The 16,125-nt window shown below is 58.8% G+C and carries 16 protein-coding genes and 1 pseudogene; 13 read left to right on the plus strand and 4 right to left on the minus strand.

The features are described from left to right. Nucleotides 1-77: 77 nt before the first annotated feature. The 4 genes and pseudogenes from FHL16_RS32430 to FHL16_RS32445 form a co-directional block, all read left to right on the plus strand. Nucleotides 78-236 (plus strand): annotated as a pseudogene (locus FHL16_RS32430) (hemin ABC transporter substrate-binding protein); the annotation flags it as partial. Continuing rightward, nucleotides 233-1,270: a FecCD family ABC transporter permease gene (locus FHL16_RS32435; RefSeq protein ID WP_077750436.1), complete on the plus strand. Its 1,038-nt coding sequence runs from the start codon at nt 233-235 to the stop codon at nt 1,268-1,270. The pseudogene FHL16_RS32430 and the gene FHL16_RS32435, both read left to right, overlap by 4 nt. Continuing rightward, complete coding sequence (locus FHL16_RS32440) at nt 1,270-2,037, plus strand: heme ABC transporter ATP-binding protein (protein ID WP_010467621.1); 768 nt, start codon at nt 1,270-1,272, stop codon at nt 2,035-2,037. Before FHL16_RS32435 ends, FHL16_RS32440 begins: the two co-directional genes overlap by 1 nt. 19 nt (nt 2,038-2,056) lie before the next feature. Beyond that, nucleotides 2,057-2,908: a ChaN family lipoprotein gene (locus FHL16_RS32445; protein ID WP_077750437.1), complete on the plus strand. Its 852-nt coding sequence runs from the start codon at nt 2,057-2,059 to the stop codon at nt 2,906-2,908. A 265-nt stretch (nt 2,909-3,173) separates the two neighbouring features. On the opposite strand, the gene FHL16_RS32450 is transcribed toward FHL16_RS32445, so the two are convergent. The 3 genes from FHL16_RS32450 to FHL16_RS32460 all read right to left on the minus strand — a co-directional run bounded on the left by FHL16_RS32450 (nt 3,174) and on the right by FHL16_RS32460 (nt 5,682). Then, on the minus strand, nt 3,174-3,446 hold the full coding sequence (locus FHL16_RS32450; RefSeq protein ID WP_010467623.1) for a TfoX/Sxy family protein: 273 nt from the start codon (nt 3,444-3,446) through the stop codon (nt 3,174-3,176). A 244-nt stretch (nt 3,447-3,690) separates the two neighbouring features. After that, the gene (locus FHL16_RS32455; RefSeq protein WP_010467624.1) at nt 3,691-4,035 is read right to left on the minus strand and encodes a pentapeptide repeat-containing protein; all 345 of its coding nucleotides are present in this window, start codon (nt 4,033-4,035) and stop codon (nt 3,691-3,693) included. A gap of 90 nt (nt 4,036-4,125) precedes the next feature. Beyond that, a complete protein-coding gene (locus tag FHL16_RS32460) occupies nt 4,126-5,682 on the minus strand; it encodes a bifunctional aminoglycoside phosphotransferase/ATP-binding protein (protein WP_077750438.1) in 1,557 nt (518 codons plus the stop codon). A gap of 118 nt (nt 5,683-5,800) precedes the next feature. Between FHL16_RS32460 and mrcB the strand changes: the two genes are divergently transcribed. The 3 genes from mrcB to FHL16_RS32475 are packed head-to-tail and all read left to right on the plus strand — an operon-like array spanning nt 5,801 to nt 9,211. Beyond that, nucleotides 5,801-8,125, plus strand: coding sequence for a penicillin-binding protein 1B (gene mrcB, locus FHL16_RS32465; RefSeq protein WP_077750439.1), 2,325 nt, complete (start codon nt 5,801-5,803; stop codon nt 8,123-8,125). Nucleotides 8,126-8,141: 16 nt separating this feature from the next. After that, nucleotides 8,142-8,876: a hypothetical protein gene (locus FHL16_RS32470; RefSeq protein ID WP_010467627.1), complete on the plus strand. Its 735-nt coding sequence runs from the start codon at nt 8,142-8,144 to the stop codon at nt 8,874-8,876. Next, complete coding sequence (locus FHL16_RS32475; RefSeq protein ID WP_010467628.1) at nt 8,876-9,211, plus strand: YqcC family protein; 336 nt, start codon at nt 8,876-8,878, stop codon at nt 9,209-9,211. Before FHL16_RS32470 ends, FHL16_RS32475 begins: the two co-directional genes overlap by 1 nt. An 18-nt stretch (nt 9,212-9,229) precedes the next feature. Here the strand turns inward: FHL16_RS32475 and FHL16_RS32480 are convergent, their stop codons facing one another. Beyond that, the gene (locus FHL16_RS32480; protein WP_077750440.1) at nt 9,230-9,643 is read right to left on the minus strand and encodes a DUF4124 domain-containing protein; all 414 of its coding nucleotides are present in this window, start codon (nt 9,641-9,643) and stop codon (nt 9,230-9,232) included. Nucleotides 9,644-10,042: 399 nt separating this feature from the next. Here FHL16_RS32480 and FHL16_RS32485 point away from each other — a divergent pair, with 399 nt between their 5' ends. The 6 genes from FHL16_RS32485 (at nt 10,043) to msrQ (ending at nt 16,026) form a co-directional block, all read left to right on the plus strand. Continuing rightward, nucleotides 10,043-11,767 carry an acetolactate synthase 3 large subunit gene (locus FHL16_RS32485; RefSeq protein WP_010467631.1) on the plus strand — a complete coding sequence of 575 codons (1,725 nt, stop codon included), beginning with the start codon at nt 10,043-10,045 and terminating at the stop codon, nt 11,765-11,767. Nucleotides 11,768-11,769: 2 nt separating this feature from the next. Then, nucleotides 11,770-12,261, plus strand: coding sequence for an acetolactate synthase small subunit (gene ilvN / locus FHL16_RS32490; RefSeq protein ID WP_003205610.1), 492 nt, complete (start codon nt 11,770-11,772; stop codon nt 12,259-12,261). Nucleotides 12,262-12,309: 48 nt separating this feature from the next. After that, nucleotides 12,310-13,326 carry a ketol-acid reductoisomerase gene (gene ilvC, locus FHL16_RS32495; protein WP_007948647.1) on the plus strand — a complete coding sequence of 339 codons (1,017 nt, stop codon included), beginning with the start codon at nt 12,310-12,312 and terminating at the stop codon, nt 13,324-13,326. Nucleotides 13,327-13,471: 145 nt separating this feature from the next. Then, a complete protein-coding gene (pssA, locus tag FHL16_RS32500) occupies nt 13,472-14,329 on the plus strand; it encodes a CDP-diacylglycerol--serine O-phosphatidyltransferase (RefSeq protein WP_010467638.1) in 858 nt (285 codons plus the stop codon). A gap of 63 nt (nt 14,330-14,392) precedes the next feature. Continuing rightward, nucleotides 14,393-15,406, plus strand: coding sequence for a protein-methionine-sulfoxide reductase catalytic subunit MsrP (gene msrP, locus FHL16_RS32505; RefSeq protein ID WP_010467640.1), 1,014 nt, complete (start codon nt 14,393-14,395; stop codon nt 15,404-15,406). Then, entirely contained in the window at nt 15,406-16,026 is a 621-nt protein-coding gene (msrQ, locus tag FHL16_RS32510; protein WP_010467642.1) for a protein-methionine-sulfoxide reductase heme-binding subunit MsrQ, read from the plus strand. Before msrP ends, msrQ begins: the two co-directional genes overlap by 1 nt. Nucleotides 16,027-16,125: the final 99 nt, after the last annotated feature.

A 16,125-nucleotide genomic window follows, 5' to 3' on the forward strand; every position in this document is an offset into this window, starting at 1 on the left:
CAGAAAAACAGTTACCTGCCGTTTCGCGCAATATTTATTGGGGATAGAGGGGTGTAACAATAAATATGATTACCTTTTTCAAGGAAAACCCGATTCTGTCCTCGACCCGTGCGGCCAGGGACGGGCGCGTCATGGAACTCGATCCGACCTTGTTGGTAGGTGGATTGGGGCCTCGTTTGCCCGATGCGTTGAAAACGCTGTCTGATGGTTTCTTCCCAGGCAATGCGGCCCAATGACCGTTTTGGTTAAACCCCGTGCGTTGTTCATTGGCCTGAGCCTGCTGTGTTTAGTGGCGATCTGGCTGTCCTTGGCGCTGGGGCCGGTCAGCCTGCCTTTATTCGATACCCTACGTGCGGCGTTGCGCATGATCGGCCTGCCCATTACCCCTGATGGGCTGGAGCAGGCCGAGCTGATCCTCGGGCAAATACGCTTGCCTCGAACCTTGTTGGGCCTGGCAGTGGGCGGCGTACTGGCGTTGTCCGGCGTGGCGATGCAGGGATTGTTTCGTAACCCGCTGGCTGACCCGGGGTTGGTCGGGGTGTCCAGCGGTGCTGCGCTGGGAGCCGCTATCGCGATTGTCGGTGGTTCGGTGTTTGGTGGTCTGCCTGAATCGTTCGGGCCTTATCTGTTGTCGGTGTGCGCATTTCTCGGCGGGTTGGGTGTGACGGCGTTGGTGTATCGGCTGGGGCGGCGCAACGGGCAGACGAACGTCGCGACCATGCTCCTGGCCGGTATTGCGTTAACGGCGCTGGCGGGGTCGGCGGTCGGTTTGTTCACCTATCTGGCCGACGACGCGACCTTGCGCACACTCACGTTCTGGAACCTGGGCAGCCTGAACGGCGCCAGCTATTCACGGCTCTGGCCGTTGCTGCTGGTGAGCGCCGGTGTGGCGCTCTGGTTGCCGCGCCGGGCCAAGGCCTTGAATGCGTTGCTGCTCGGCGAGTCGGAGGCCGGTCACCTGGGCATTGACGTCGAAGGGCTCAAGCGCGAATTGGTGTTTTGCACCGCGCTGGGGGTTGGCGCGGCCGTGGCGGCGGCGGGGATGATCGGGTTTGTCGGTCTGGTGGTGCCGCATCTGGTGCGCCTGCTGGCCGGTCCTGATCATCGGGTGTTGTTGCCGGCCTCGGTGCTGGCGGGTGCCAGTCTCCTGCTGTTTGCCGACCTGGTCGCACGGCTGGCCCTGGCGCCAGCAGAGTTGCCGATCGGAATTGTCACGGCCTTCATCGGCGCGCCGTTCTTTCTGTATTTACTGCTCAGAGGGCGTGCCTGATGTTGCGAACCCAGAGCCTGCAAATCCGCCGAGGCGCAAAAATCGTCCTGACGGACATCACGCTTGAGCTCAGGCCGGGCGAAGTCCTCGGCGTGTTGGGCCCCAACGGCGCGGGCAAAAGCACCTTGCTCGGCGCCTTGTGCGGCGAGTTGAAGGCTGACCACGGCAGCGTCTGGCTCGATGAGCGCGAATTGAGCCATTGGACCGGCGCGCAGCGAGCCCAGCGACTGGCGGTCTTGCCGCAGGTGTCGACCCTGGACTTCGCCTTCCGTGTGGAGGAAGTGGTCGGCATGGGGCGTTTGCCTTATCAAAGCGGGCGGGTCCGGGATGACGAGATCGTCGCCGCCGCCTTGCACGCTGCCGATGCGGGACACCTGAGTGGCCGCAGCTATCTGGCGCTGTCCGGCGGCGAGCGGCAGCGGGTACACCTGGCGCGGGTACTGGCGCAGCTCTGGCCGGGGGAGGTGGGGCAGACGCTGTTGCTCGATGAACCGACTTCGATGCTCGACCCGCTGCACCAGCACACCACCCTGCAAGCAGTGCGCGAGTTCGCCGATCATGGCGCTGCGGTGCTGGTGATCCTGCATGATCTGAATCTCGCGGCGCGCTATTGTGATCGCCTGTTACTGCTCGAAGGTGGGCGGCCCGTGGCGCTGGACACCCCTGAGCACGTCTTGCGCCCGGAACCACTCAAAGCGGTATTCGGGCTGGAAGTGCTGGTGCAGCGGCATCCGGAGCGTGGTCATCCGCTGATCATCGCCCGCTGAGAATGACATCGAGGTGAGCATGCGAGGAATTTTGCTACTGGCGGTCGTGTTGTTGAGTGCCTGCCAGCACGTTTCGGCACCGCCTCCGGTCGTCGGTGATATTCAGGACCTGCGCAGTGGCCAGATCCTGACACCCGCGGAATTGGTCGAACGGTTGGCCGTGCCGTCGCGGCTGATCGTCGGTGAGCAGCACGACAATTCTGATCACCATCAACTGCAATTGTGGTTGCTACAGGCGTTGGGCGAACGTCGACCCCAGGGCAGTCTGTTGCTGGAAATGCTCACGCCGGATCAACAATCGCGCGTCGATGACATTCGCCGTGCCTCGACGCTACCCGCAGATCTTCCCGGCGCGTTGAACTGGCAGTCGGGGTGGGACTGGAATCTGTACGGGCCGATCGTGCGCTTTGTGCTGACTCAACCCTACCCGCTGTTGGCGGCCAATCTGGACACTCTTGAAGTCCGTACCGTTTATGCCAAGCCACCGACATTAAACGGTCGGCTTTCCAATGCTCCGTCGGTCAAGGATGAGTTGCTGGCGCAGATCAACGACTCCCATTGCGGCTTGCTGCCCACCTCGCAGATGCCCGCGATGCTGGCGGTCCAGCAACAACGTGATCGTCGGATGGCCGAGCGCTTGTTGTCGGCACCGACGCCTTCGCTGCTGTTTGCCGGCGCTTACCACTCGCTCAAGGATGTTGGCGTGCCGATCCACGTCCTTGATCTTGGCGAGCCTGAAGCACCGACGGTGTTGATGCTGGCGGAGGAGGGGGGTGAGGTCACGTCGGCCATGGCTGATTATGTCTGGTACACGCCTGCCACGCCGGCTCAGGATTACTGTGCGCAAATGCGTAAGCAGTTCGGGAAGTAAACGGTCGACTTTTCCACAGGCAAAAAAAGACCCGGCAAGAGCCGGGTCAAATAACCGTGATTAGCCTGATGAGGAGATATCTGAGAGTCCGAACCAAGGGCTTTTCAAATATCGACCAGTCTCGCGACCAGTTGTGATAATCATAGCGATTCTCATTACCAAGTCAACCGCTGTTTTTTTGATTTCTTTGCAATCCCCTTTTTCCTTGCGCGAAAGCCCGTAATCATTGCGCCTGAGTCGGTAATCCTGAGGCGAATCTGCCTGTTCAGTTCTTGTGACGGGACGAGATGGCTTCCAGTTGTTTGTTCAAGGCTTCTTTGCGATCAGCTGGAATGTCGTTCCAGTGCACGTCCATCAGCGCGCCTTCGATCGCATACAACAACACCTTGGACGCCCGGAACCCGCGCGTACGCACGGCCCGATAAGCATCCACCGCTCCCAGGCGGCGCAAGTCCGACGCGCTGTGGATGCCCACGGCATGCAGCCACTGTGCCGACGTCTTGCCAAGATTCTTCAGGTGTTGCAGTTCATCATTCATCAAGCCTCCTTGCGACGGCCGAACGGTGCGTGGGCGAGCCTCTCAGGAGTGTAGCCATCAGTAGGAAAAGCGTGATTGTTTGGTCGGTTTCGACGCAAAAGCTTCTAAGAGGAAGACTCAGATAGCTGCGTGAAGGTCTGCGGGAGCAGTCGGAGGAAGCGCGGAGGAATCAACTTTCCCGACAAAAAACCCAGCGCCCAGCGCGAAGCGGGGGGCGCTGGACTTGTCGGGTAGAACGTCGTTTTTAGCGGGTGCGATAACGCAAGCGAGTACCGAAATTCATCGACATCAGGATCTCGTCAGCACTCAGCTCTGGTGGAAAGTAGGCGCCGGAGATCTGTGCGTGAGCCAGGCTCGCGCCTTCCAGGCAGGAGTTGCGGAAGTCGATACCACGCAAATCAGCGGAGCGGAAATAGGCATCGGTGAAATCGACGCCATCGGCGTTCAGTTCACGCAGGTCCAGACCACGAAAATCGCCGCCGACCATGTCGACAGAGGCATGACTGGCGCGCTCGGCATTAAAGCCTGCGATGTCGTCTTTGTGCAGCAAGGCATAAAGCGGGGTGTCGAGAAGTTTCGGCTGGCTCATGTCGCATCACCTGATGGTTTTATGACGCCAGTATAGTGCCACTATTTGGCAGCCGTGAAGCCGGCGATGGCTTCACGGCTGAAATAGTTTTTACAGGCCCGGCATGCGCTGGCGAATCTGTGCAACAACGGTGTCGAGCGTCCCGCTTTCATTGGTCTGGACGCGTTTGCTGCACAGAATTTCTGCTGGCGTCAGGGGCTCACGGCTCGCCTGCTGGGCGGCGATAACAGCGAGGTTGGCGTCGGACGGATCCTTCTTGTCTGCCTGACGCAAGGCCAGCCAGCTCTCGATGACTGCCTGTGGTGCATTGCAATCGAGGATCAGGAACGGTGCCCCGGTGGCTTCGGCGATTTTCGCCGCGCCGTCGCGCTGAGCGCGCTTGAGGTATGTCGCATCGATGACCACCGGGAAACCGGCGCGCAGGATCACCGCGGCAATCTCATGCAGGCGGCTGTAAGTGGCGGCGCTCGCGTCGGCACTATAAATACCGGCCTGCGGGTCATTCGGTACGGTTTGCTCGCCGAACAAACGCTTGCGTTCAACATCCGAACGCAGGCGAATGGCGCCCAGCGCTTCCACCAGACGCATGGCGACGTGGCTTTTGCCGACAGCGGAAACGCCGTGGGTAATCGCCATGAACCGCGAAGGAATGGTGCTGTAGCTTTCTGCCAGGTTGGCGTAGTTGCGGTACTGACGCAGGGTGGTGGCGCGTTGCACCGGGTCGGCTTCGGCCGGCATGCTGAACAGGCTGACCTTGGCGCGAACCAGTGCGCGGTACGCTTTGTAGAAGTTCAGCAGCTCAAGGCCCTGATAGTCACCGGTCAGTTCCAGGTACTGGCTGATGAAACGACGCGCCAGGCTTTTCAGGCCGCGATCTTCCAGATCCATGGCCAGGAAACCGGTGTCGGCATAAACGTCGGTGAAGCGGAACGGTTCGTTGAACTCGATGCAGTCGAAGATCACGACCTTGCCATCGATCACGGTGGCGTTGCCCAGGTGGATGTCGCCGTGGCATTCGCGGATGAAGCCTTCAGCCTTGCGCTGGGCGAACAGCGGCTTCAGGCGTTCGAAGCTGCTTTCGGCCCAGGCTTGCAACGCATCAAGTTGCAGCAGATCGGCCTTGTCGCTGAGGAACGGGCGGATCTGTTCGAAGTTCTGGCGTACCGGTGCCATCACGCTGTCCGGGGTGCCGGCTTCGTGTTCGCCAGGCACTTTCGGTGCAGTGAGGTGGAATTGGGCGATCTGTGCGGCCATCTCGTCGATGTGCGCGGTGGTCAACTCACCATTGGCTTGCAGGGTGCTGAGCAACTGGCTTTGTGGGAATTGACGCATTTTCAGTGCGAAATCGACAACCGGACCTTCGCCGCCCAGTTGTGGCGCAGCTTCGCTGCCGGTGATCGGCAACACTTCCAGGTACAAATCGTGGGTCAGGCGCTGGTTGAGGCGCAGCTCTTCGCCGCAGAAATGCTCGCGAGCGTCGAGGCTGGTGAAGTCGAGGAAGCCGAAATTCACGGGCTTCTTCACTTTATAAGCAAAGGGACCGGTGAGGATGACCCAGGAGATGTGGGTCTCGATGACCTGGAACCCGTCGACAGGATGCGGGTAGAGGGCCGGGTTTTGCAGGGCGGCGATCAGGGACTGGCTCACAGGCGATCCTTCAGAGTCTGGGGAAAATTCACGGCCGCCATTATGGCTGCAAGTCCGTCTGACGCAAACCTCGGAGGGCTCCTGTTGAGTATGAATAAAGTGCGTATAATCCGCCGCCATGACTCGTACTCGATCCCCCCGTACCCCCAAAAAACCACCTTCCCGGGGCTTGAGCCCCTGGCTGGGCTGGGCCCTTAAACTCAGTCTGGTCGGCCTCGTGGTGCTCGCCGGGTTCGCGGTTTACCTCGACGCCGTGGTCCAGGAGAAGTTCTCCGGCAAGCGCTGGACCATCCCGGCCAAGGTGTATGCGCGCCCGCTGGAGCTGTTCACCGGCCAGAAGCTGAGCAAGGAAGACTTCCTCACCGAGCTCGACGCCTTGGGCTATCGCCGCGAAGCCGTGAGCAACGGCCCCGGCGCAGCGGCGGTCAACGGCAACACCGTCGACTTGAATACCCGTGGCTTCCAGTTCTATGAAGGCCTGGAAAAAGCTCAGCCGGTGCGCGTGCGTTTCTCCGGCGATTACGTGGCTGACCTTTCGGCGACCAACGGTTCGAAGCTTTCAGTCGTGCGTCTGGAGCCTCTGCTGATCGGTGGCATTTACCCGAAAAATCTTGAAGACCGCATTCTGATCAAAATCGATCAGGTCCCGCCGTACCTGCTGGAAACCCTGGTCGCCGTGGAAGACCGGGATTTCTATAGCCACTGGGGCGTGTCGCCCAAGTCGATTGCCCGCGCTGTGTGGGTCAACACATCCGGCGGCAAGATGACCCAGGGCGGCAGTACGCTGACCCAGCAGTTGGTGAAGAATTTCTACCTGACCAGCGAACGCAGCCTGACCCGCAAACTCACCGAAGCCATGATGGCGATGCTGCTTGAGCTGCATTACGACAAACGGGAAATTCTTGAGGCGTACCTCAATGAAGTGTTCGTCGGTCAGGATGGGCAGCGCGCGGTGCACGGTTTCGGCCTGGCCAGCCAGTTCTTCTTCGGGCAGCCATTGTCCGAGCTGAAACTGCATCAAGTCGCCATGCTGGTGGGGATGGTCAAGGGGCCGTCCTATTACAATCCGCGTCGCAACCCGGAACGGGCGCTGGAGCGGCGCAATCTGGTGCTCGATGTGCTTGAGCAACAAGGCGTCGCCACCGCCGAGCAGGTCGCAGCGGCGAAGAATATGCCACTGGGCGTGACGACGCGCGGCAAGCTGGCGGACAGTTCATTCCCGGGCTTCCTCGACCTGGTTAAACGTCAGCTGCGCGAAGACTATCGCGACGAAGACTTGACCGAAGAAGGCCTGCGGATCTTCACCAGTTTCGACCCGATCCTGCAGATGAAAGCCGAAGCGTCGGTCAACGACACCTTTAAACGCTTGTCCGGACGCAAGGGTTCCGATGAGGTTGAGGCGGCGATGGTCGTGACCAACCCGGAAACCGGTGAAGTCCAGGCCATGATCGGCAGCCGTCAGGCAAGTTTCGCCGGCTTCAACCGGGCGCTGGATGCAGTGCGACCAATCGGTTCGTTGATCAAGCCTGCGGTTTATCTGACAGCCCTTGAGAAGCCGAGCCAGTACACGCTGACCAGTTGGCTGTCGGACGAATCCTTCTCGGTCAAAGGCGCGGACGGTCAGGTCTGGAAACCCCAGAATTACGATCGCCGTTCCCACGGTACGGTTTTCCTGTACCAAGGCCTGGCCCATTCCTACAACCTGTCAACGGCGCGCCTCGGGTTGGCGGTTGGCGTGCCGAATGTCCTGAAGACATTGGCGCGCCTGGGTGTCAGTCGCGAGTTCCCGGCGTTCCCTTCGATGTTGCTGGGGGCCGGTGGTCTGACTCCGATCGAAGTGGCGACCATGTACCAGACGCTGGCCAACGGCGGCTTCAATACGCCGATGCGCGGGATTCGTAGCGTATTGACCGCCGAAGGCGAGCCGCTCAAGCGTTATCCGTTCCAGATCGAGCAGCGTTTCGATCCGGCCTCCATCTACCTGATCCAGAGCGCCATGCAGCGAGTCATGCGTGAAGGTACCGGCAGTTCGGTTTACAACGTGCTGCCGAAAACCCTGACCCTGGCGGGTAAAACCGGTACCAGTAACGACTCGCGAGACAGCTGGTTCGCCGGTTTCAGCCAGGACTTGCTGGCGGTGGTGTGGCTGGGACGCGATGACAACGGCAAGACCCCGTTCACCGGTGCCACCGGTGCATTGCAGGTCTGGACCAGTTTCATGCGCAAGGCCGATCCATTGCCGCTGGACATGCCGCAACCGGACAATGTTGTTCAGGCCTGGGTCGATTCGCGGACCGGGCAAGGTTCCGACGGCAGCTGCCCAGGTGCCGTGCAGATGCCGTATATTCGCGGCAGCGAACCGCCTCCCGGCGCGGCTTGCGGTGGCGACAGTCCCGCATCCGGCGAAACGGTGATGGATTGGGTCAAGGGCTGGATGAATTAAGCAAAGAGGGTTTCAAGTGAACAAGTGGTTGATTCCAGCGGTTACCGCCGTGGCTTTGCTCAGCGGTTGTTCCTCCGTACAACGCGGTTCGATTCCGGTTGTGGACTCTGGCAGTGCTGTCTCCAACAGTGAGCGAGTGTCGGCAAATGGCGGATTCCGCAAGACGACGACTAAACGTCCTGTGCAAGCCCAGACTCAAGCGATTCCGCAAGGTGACACGGGTGTCGTCGTGATGGTGCCAGGTGGCGGCGCAGTGGCGTCGGCCCCGATCAGCACCGGTCCGATTACGCCTGGCCCGATTACCCCAGGGCCGATCGACACCTCGCCGGTACAGTCGGCACCGATCAATCAGGGCAGCTACAGCATGCCGTCGACGCCGAGCGGGATTCCTTCGGCGAGCTCCGGTGGATTGTCTGCCGATGAGCAACTGGACGGTCCGGTGCTGGCGCTGTTGACCACTGCTCAGCAGCAACAGGCCGGCGGCGATCTCAACGGTGCGTCCTCCAGCCTCGAGCGCGCCCAGCGAGTTGCACCGCGTGAGCCGCAAGTGCTTTATCGCCTGGCTCAGGTGCGCATGGCCCAAGGCGATGCGCCACAGGCTGAACAGTTCGCCCGTCGTGGCCTGACGTTCGCCAATGGTCGTCCGGCGCTTCAGGCCAGCCTGTGGGAACTGATCGCCCAGGCGCGTGAGAAACAGGGTGATTCCGCAGGTGCGGCACTGGCCCGTCAGAAGGCCAAGGTTGTGTCGTGATGGACGCACGCTTCCCCAAGATTGCCGAGCAACTGCTGTTGATCGAACGTGAGCTACGGGTTCAGGGTTGGTGGGATGACGTTTCGCCATCCGCTGAAGCGTTATCCAGCGTTGAACCGTTTTCGGTCGATACGCTCGATTTCGAGCAGTGGCTGCAATGGATCTTCCTGCCGAAGATGAAGGTCATCCTCGAACAGGATCTACCGCTGCCCAACGCATCGGGGATTCAGGAGATGGCCGAAATGGTCTTCGCCGCCCGCAATGTCCAAGGCAGGGACCGGCAGTTGCAGGTCTTGCTCAAAGAGTTCGATCTGCTGATCACCGCCTCTCGCTGAATCGGATACTGCCAGTGCCTACTGGCAGTTATCCGCAATCTGTTTCTGTGCTTCGGTAGTGCGCTCCTGACGTTGTTCATCGGTCAGGCGGCGCCTCTCACCGTCCACGTCCTCACGCAATCGCGGATTGTTCTGCAGCTGGGCCAGGTTCGTTCGCGCCTGCTCGCAGAATACCTTTAGCTGGGCTTGCTGCTCGGCAACCTGCTTTTTCACTGTGTTGTCGATGGCCTGTTGATCGCTAATCGCCGTGCTGCGCGTTGGTGCGGCGGGTTTGCCAGCAGGCGGGGAGGGCGTCACCACGGTGGTGGCCTCCTGGCCTTGAGGCGGTTGCGCGTCGAAGTGGGTAACGCCTTGGGCGTCGACCCATTTATAGATCTGAGCGGCCATACACAAAGGGCTGATCAGCAAAGTGATCATTAAGAACGTTCGCATGCCATTTCCTTGCCAGAGTTGCGCAATTGAAGCTAACACAGTTGCGGTTTAGCGGTTTTTTCTTGCTTTCTCATGTGCTTACTTCAATAAAGCACATAGACGGCTTGACTTGCAGAGGACGAAACAGAAGAATCCAAAGTCCGCTGTAGAGGGACTGCCAGAAGCAGACCCACTCAGCAGATCATGAGGCGCACATCCGCGCCGACCTGTTACACCCGCAACGCGTTACCTCGCGCTGGGTGGGAAAGGCCCGCAACACTTGGGACGATCCCAATACTTGCTCAGTCAGTGCTGACGTAGTCGGCGACCACCGTCGCTCATGCTCTGCTGAGAAGTAAACCTATTAAGACCCGTCCCCGTTTATGTGGGCGGTATTCTGGCGTTTTAGAGGTGAGCAACGTGGAGCTTTTATCTGGCGGTGAGATGCTCGTCCGCTTTTTGCGTGACGAAGGCGTTAAATATATCTATGGGTACCCAGGTGGTGCCGCATTGCATATCTACGACGCGCTGTTCAAAGAACCAGCCGTTCAACATATTCTCGTTCGTCATGAGCAGGCTGCCACTCACATGGCTGACGGCTATGCGCGCGCCACCGGCAAGGCAGGCGTTGTACTGGTGACCTCCGGTCCCGGTGCGACCAACGTCATTACCGGCATTGCTACCGCGTACATGGACTCGATTCCGATGGTGATCCTGACCGCCCAGGTGCCTAGCACCATGGTCGGGACCGATGCCTTCCAGGAAACCGATATGATCGGTATCTCCCGGCCGATCGTGAAACACAGTTTCATGATCAAGCATGCTTCGGAAATCCCGGAGATCATGAAAAAGGCTTTCTACCTCGCGCAATCGGGTCGTCCTGGTCCTGTCGTTGTCGACATTCCGAAAGACATGACCAACCCGGCCGAGAAGTTCGAATATATCTTCCCGAAAAAAGCCAAGCTGCGCTCCTACAGCCCAGCGGTTCGTGGCCATTCGGGCCAGATCCGCAAAGCGGTGGAAATGCTGTTGGCGGCCAAGCGGCCGATCATCTATGCCGGCGGCGGCGTCATTCTGGGCAACGGCTCCGCGCCATTGACCGAACTGGCGCAACTGCTGAACGTGCCGGTCACCAATACCTTGATGGGCCTCGGCGCCTATCCGGGCAGCGACCGTCAGTTCCTTGGCATGCTCGGTATGCACGGCAGCTACACCGCCAACCTGGCGATGCACCATGCGGACGTGATCATGGCCGTGGGCGCGCGTTTCGATGACCGTGTTATCAACGGTGCATCGAAGTTCTGCCCAAGCGCCAAGATCATCCACATCGACATCGACCCGGCTTCGATCTCCAAAACCATCAAGGCCGACGTTCCAATCGTAGGCCCGGTGGAAAGCGTACTGACCGAGATGGTCGCTACCTTCAAGGAAATCGGCGAGACCCCGAACAAGGACTCGGTGGCTGCCTGGTGGAAGCAGGTTGAAGAGTGGCGCGGTGATCGCGACATGTTCCCTTACAACAAAGGGGACGGCAGCATCATCAAGCCGCAAACCGTTATCGAAACCCTGCACGAAGTGACCAAGGGCGATGCCTACATTGCGTCCGACGTGGGTCAGCACCAGATGTTCGCGGCGCAATACTACCGCTTCAACAAGCCTAATCGCTGGATCAACTCCGGCGGCCTGGGCACGATGGGCTTCGGTTTCCCGGCAGCAATGGGCGTCAAACTGAGCTTCCCGGAAGCCGATGTGGCTTGCGTGACCGGTGAAGGCAGCATCCAGATGAACATCCAGGAGCTGTCCACTTGCCTGCAACATGACCTGCCGGTGAAGATCATCCTGCTCAACAACGGCGTGCTCGGCATGGTCCGTCAGTGGCAGGACATGAGCTACGGCGCGCGTCACTCGCACTCCTACATGGAATCGTTGCCGGACTTCGTCAAGTTGGCTGAAGCCTACGGTCACGTCGGCATGCGCATCACGGACTTGAAGGATTTGAAGCCGATGATGGAGCAAGCCTTCGCGATGAAGGATCGTCTGGTGTTCATCGACATCAAGGTCGACGCAGCTGAGCACGTCTACCCGATGCAGATCAAAGACGGCTCCATGCGCGATATGTGGCTGAGCAAGACGGAGCGTACTTAATCATGCGACATATTATTTCCCTGCTTCTGGAAAACGAACCCGGCGCTCTGTCTCGTGTAGTCGGCCTGTTCTCGCAGCGCAACTACAACATCGAAAGCCTGACCGTGGCCCCTACCGAAGACCCGACCTTGTCGCGTCTGACGCTGACCACTGTCGGCCACGATGAAATCATCGAGCAGATCACCAAAAACCTGAACAAGCTGATCGAAGTGGTCAAACTGGTCGACCTGTCGGAGAGTGCTCACATCGAGCGCGAACTGATGCTGGTCAAGGTCAAGGCTACCGGCGCCCAGCGCGCCGAGATCAAGCGCACCACCGATATTTACCGTGGGCAGATCGTCGATGTCAGCGCCAGCGTTTATACCGTTCAATTGACCGGTACCAGCGACAAGCTCGACAGCTTCATTCAGTCCATTGGCACCGCCTCGATCCTGGAAACCGTCCGTAGCGGCGTAACCGGTATCGCTCGCGGCGACAAAGTACTCAGCATCTAAACCAAATTAGCGAACGGCCTGAACGGCCTGGATATATAGGGGAATTTCATGAAAGTTTATTACGAAAAAGACTGCGACCTGTCGATCATCCAGGGCAAGAAAGTTGCCATCATCGGTTACGGTTCCCAGGGCCACGCTCAGGCGTGCAACCTGAAAGACTCCGGCGTTGACGTGACTGTCGGTCTGCGCAAAGGTTCGGCCACTGTTGCCAAAGCCGAAGCTCACGGCCTGAAAGTGACCGACGTTGCTTCCGCTGTTGCAGCTGCCGACCTGGTCATGATCCTGACCCCGGACGAGTTCCAGTCTGCCCTGTACAAAAACGAAATCGAGCCGAACATCAAGAAAGGCGCCACCCTGGCCTTCTCCCACGGCTTCGCGATCCACTACAACCAGGTTGTTCCGCGTGCTGACCTCGACGTGATCATGATCGCGCCGAAAGCACCGGGCCACACCGTGCGTTCCGAGTTCGTCAAAGGCGGCGGTATCCCTGACCTGATCGCTATCTATCAGGATGCTTCGGGCAACGCCAAAAACGTTGCACTGTCCTACGCCGCAGGCGTCGGTGGCGGTCGTACCGGCATCATCGAAACCACCTTCAAGGACGAGACCGAAACCGACCTGTTCGGCGAACAAGCCGTTCTGTGCGGCGGTACCGTTGAGCTGGTCAAAGCCGGTTTCGAAACCCTGGTTGAAGCTGGCTACGCGCCGGAAATGGCCTACTTCGAATGCCTGCACGAACTGAAGCTGATCGTTGACCTCATGTACGAAGGCGGTATCGCCAACATGAACTACTCGATCTCCAACAACGCTGAATACGGCGAGTACGTGACGGGTCCGGAAGTGATCAACGCCGAGTCCCGTCAGGCTATGCGCAACGCCCTGAAACGTATTCAGGACGGCGAATACGCCAAGATGTTCATCAGCGAAGGCGCGACCGGCTATCCTTCGATGACCGCCAAGCGTCGTAACAACGCCGCTCACGGTATCGAAATCATCGGCGAGCAACTGCGCTCCATGATGCCGTGGATCGGTGCCAACAAGATCGTCGACAAAGCTAAAAACTAAGTCGCGCACTTGTACGAAAAACGCGGCTTAGGCCGCGTTTTTTCGTTTGGGCTGAAAGGTTCTGGTATAAAGCTGCATCGTTTGCGGCCGAACCGTCGTCCCAGACACCTGTCGAAACTTTCCACCCCGTTGCAAGGTAATGTCCATGAGCGAACGTCCCGAAGAGCCAAACAAGGCTTCTGACGCCGAAAGCCTGCTGCCCATCGATGAACACATCGAGGAAGGGCATGACGCTGAAGGTCGTAAAGTCCGGCATCGTGGTATCTATCTTCTGCCGAATCTGTTCACCACCGCGAACCTGTTCGCAGGGTTTTATTCCATCATCAGCTCGATGAGCGCCCAGAGTGCGTTGAGTGCCGGTGATTCGATTGGCGCGAGCAAGTATTTTGCGTTTGCCGCGATTGCGATTTTCGTCGCCATGGTGCTCGACGGCCTTGATGGTCGCGTTGCCCGCATGACCAATACCCAGAGTGCCTTCGGCGCCGAGTACGATTCGCTGTCGGATATGGTCGCTTTTGGTGTCGCGCCGGCGTTGCTGGCGTTTGGCTGGGCGTTGGGCGACATGGGCAAGGTCGGCTGGATGGTTGCCTTCATCTATGTCGCGGGTGCAGCGTTGCGCCTGGCACGCTTCAATACGCAAGTCGGCACCGCGGATAAACGCTACTTCATCGGTCTGGCCAGTCCGGCTGCGGCGGGTGTTGTCGCGGGGATTGTCTGGGCGTTCAGTGACTACGGCATTCAGGGTTCCAAGATGTCGTTCCTGGTTGCGCTGATGGTGGCCGCCGCCGGCATGCTGATGGTCAGCAACATCAAATACAACAGCTTCAAGGAGCTGGACTTGAAGGGGCGAGTGCCCTTTGTCGCGATCCTCGCGGTAGTCCTGGTGTTTGCCGTGGTCTTCAGTGATCCGCCGCGCATTCTACTGCTGGTTTTCCTCGCTTACGCGGCGTCTGGTCCGGTGCAATACCTGTTGCATCTTCGTCGGCACAAAAACGCCGAGTGATGTAATTTCCCTCATACTCCGCAGTCTATTGGTGCATCTGTCCTCCAATGCTGCGGAGTTGCCATGCTGATCAAAGTCCCCAAAGCGTCTGACTGTCACGAGTCGGACGTCACGCCTGAATCCTTCTATCTTTCTCGACGCAATCTACTGGGTGCAGCCGTTGCCGGTCTGGCCGTGAGCAGTCTGCCGCGCTGGGCCAGTGCTGACGAAGCCGCTCGTTACGCAGATGTCGAGCCAGGCAAGGCGCCTTCCTGGTTTGCCGAAAAGCTTCCTGCTACTAAATGGGGGGCAGTCAACGTCAAGGATGAGGCGATCACGCCATTCAAGGATGCGACCCACTACAACAACTTCTACGAGTTCGGCACTGATAAAGGCGACCCTGCCGCCAATGCCGGTTCGCTGAAGACTGAGCCTTGGACCGTGGTGGTGGATGGAGAGGTAGGTAAGCCGGGGCGGTATGCGCTGGAAGACTTCATGAAGCCCTATCAGCTGGAGGAGCGTATTTATCGTCTTCGCTGTGTTGAGGCCTGGTCGATGGTTATTCCCTGGATTGGTTTTCCTCTTTCGGCGTTGCTGAAGCAAGTCGAGCCGACATCGAAGGCCAAGTTCATCCGCTTTGAAACGCTGCAAGATCCCAAGAGCATGCCTGGGCAGCGCTCTGGTTTTGCCTTGATCGAGTGGCCCTATGTAGAGGGTTTGCGCCTGGATGAGGCGATGAATCCATTGGCCATTCTTGCGGTGGGCATGTATGGGCGTGAACTGCCGAATCAGAACGGGGCGCCTCTGCGTTTGGTGGTGCCCTGGAAGTATGGCTTCAAGAGCGTCAAATCCATCGTGCGGATCAGTCTGGTCAGCGAACAGCCGAAAACCACCTGGCAGAGCATTGCCGCGGATGAATACGGCTTTTACGCCAACGTGAACCCTACAGTCGATCACCCGCGCTGGACTCAGGCTCGTGAGCGTCGTTTGCCGAGCGGCCTGTTCAAGCCCAATGTTCGGGACACACAGATGTTCAACGGCTACTCGGATGAAGTCGCTTCTCTCTATACAGGGCTCGATCTGCGGAAGAACTACTGATGCGTTATCCGTTTTGGCGAATTGGCGTCTTTATAGCGGCGGCGGTCTGGCCGCTGCTTTGGTTGTATCAGGCCTGGCAGGATGTGTTGGGGCCCGATCCGGGCAAGGTCCTGGTTGATCGGCTGGGGCTGGGGACGCTTATCCTGCTGCTAATAACGTTAAGCATGACGCCTCTGCAGAAACTCACCGGTTGGGCGGGGTGGATCGCTGTGCGCCGGCAGCTGGGGTTGTGGTGTTTCGCTTATGTGGTTCTGCATCTGAGCGGCTACACGGCGTTTATTCTTGGATTTGATTGGTCGCAGCTGGGTGTCGAGTTGCGCAAACGGCCGTACATCATTGTCGGGACGTTGGGTTTTCTCTGTTTATTGGCATTGGCGATGACTTCTAATCGTTACAGTCAGCGCCGGCTGGGTGTTCGTTGGAAGAAGCTGCATCGGCTGGTGTATGTCATTCTCGGGCTTGGATTGCTGCATATGTTGTGGATCGTTCGTGCCGATCTCAAGGAATGGGCGATCTATGCTTCTATAGGTGCGCTGTTATTAGTGTTGCGCATTCCGCCTGTGGCCCGTCGAATCCCGCGTTTAATAGCCAAAAAAGCGCCTTCTGCAAGAAAAGCATAAATAGGTGTTGACGGCAGATTCTGGAAGTCTATAATTCGCCCCACTTCCGGCGCAGTCGAAACGGAAAACTCCTTGGTAAACAAAGAGTTACGCAGTTTT

Source organism: Pseudomonas sp. FSL W5-0299 (genome assembly GCF_005930655.1).
GTDB classification, from domain to species: domain Bacteria; phylum Pseudomonadota; class Gammaproteobacteria; order Pseudomonadales; family Pseudomonadaceae; genus Aquipseudomonas; species Aquipseudomonas mandelii.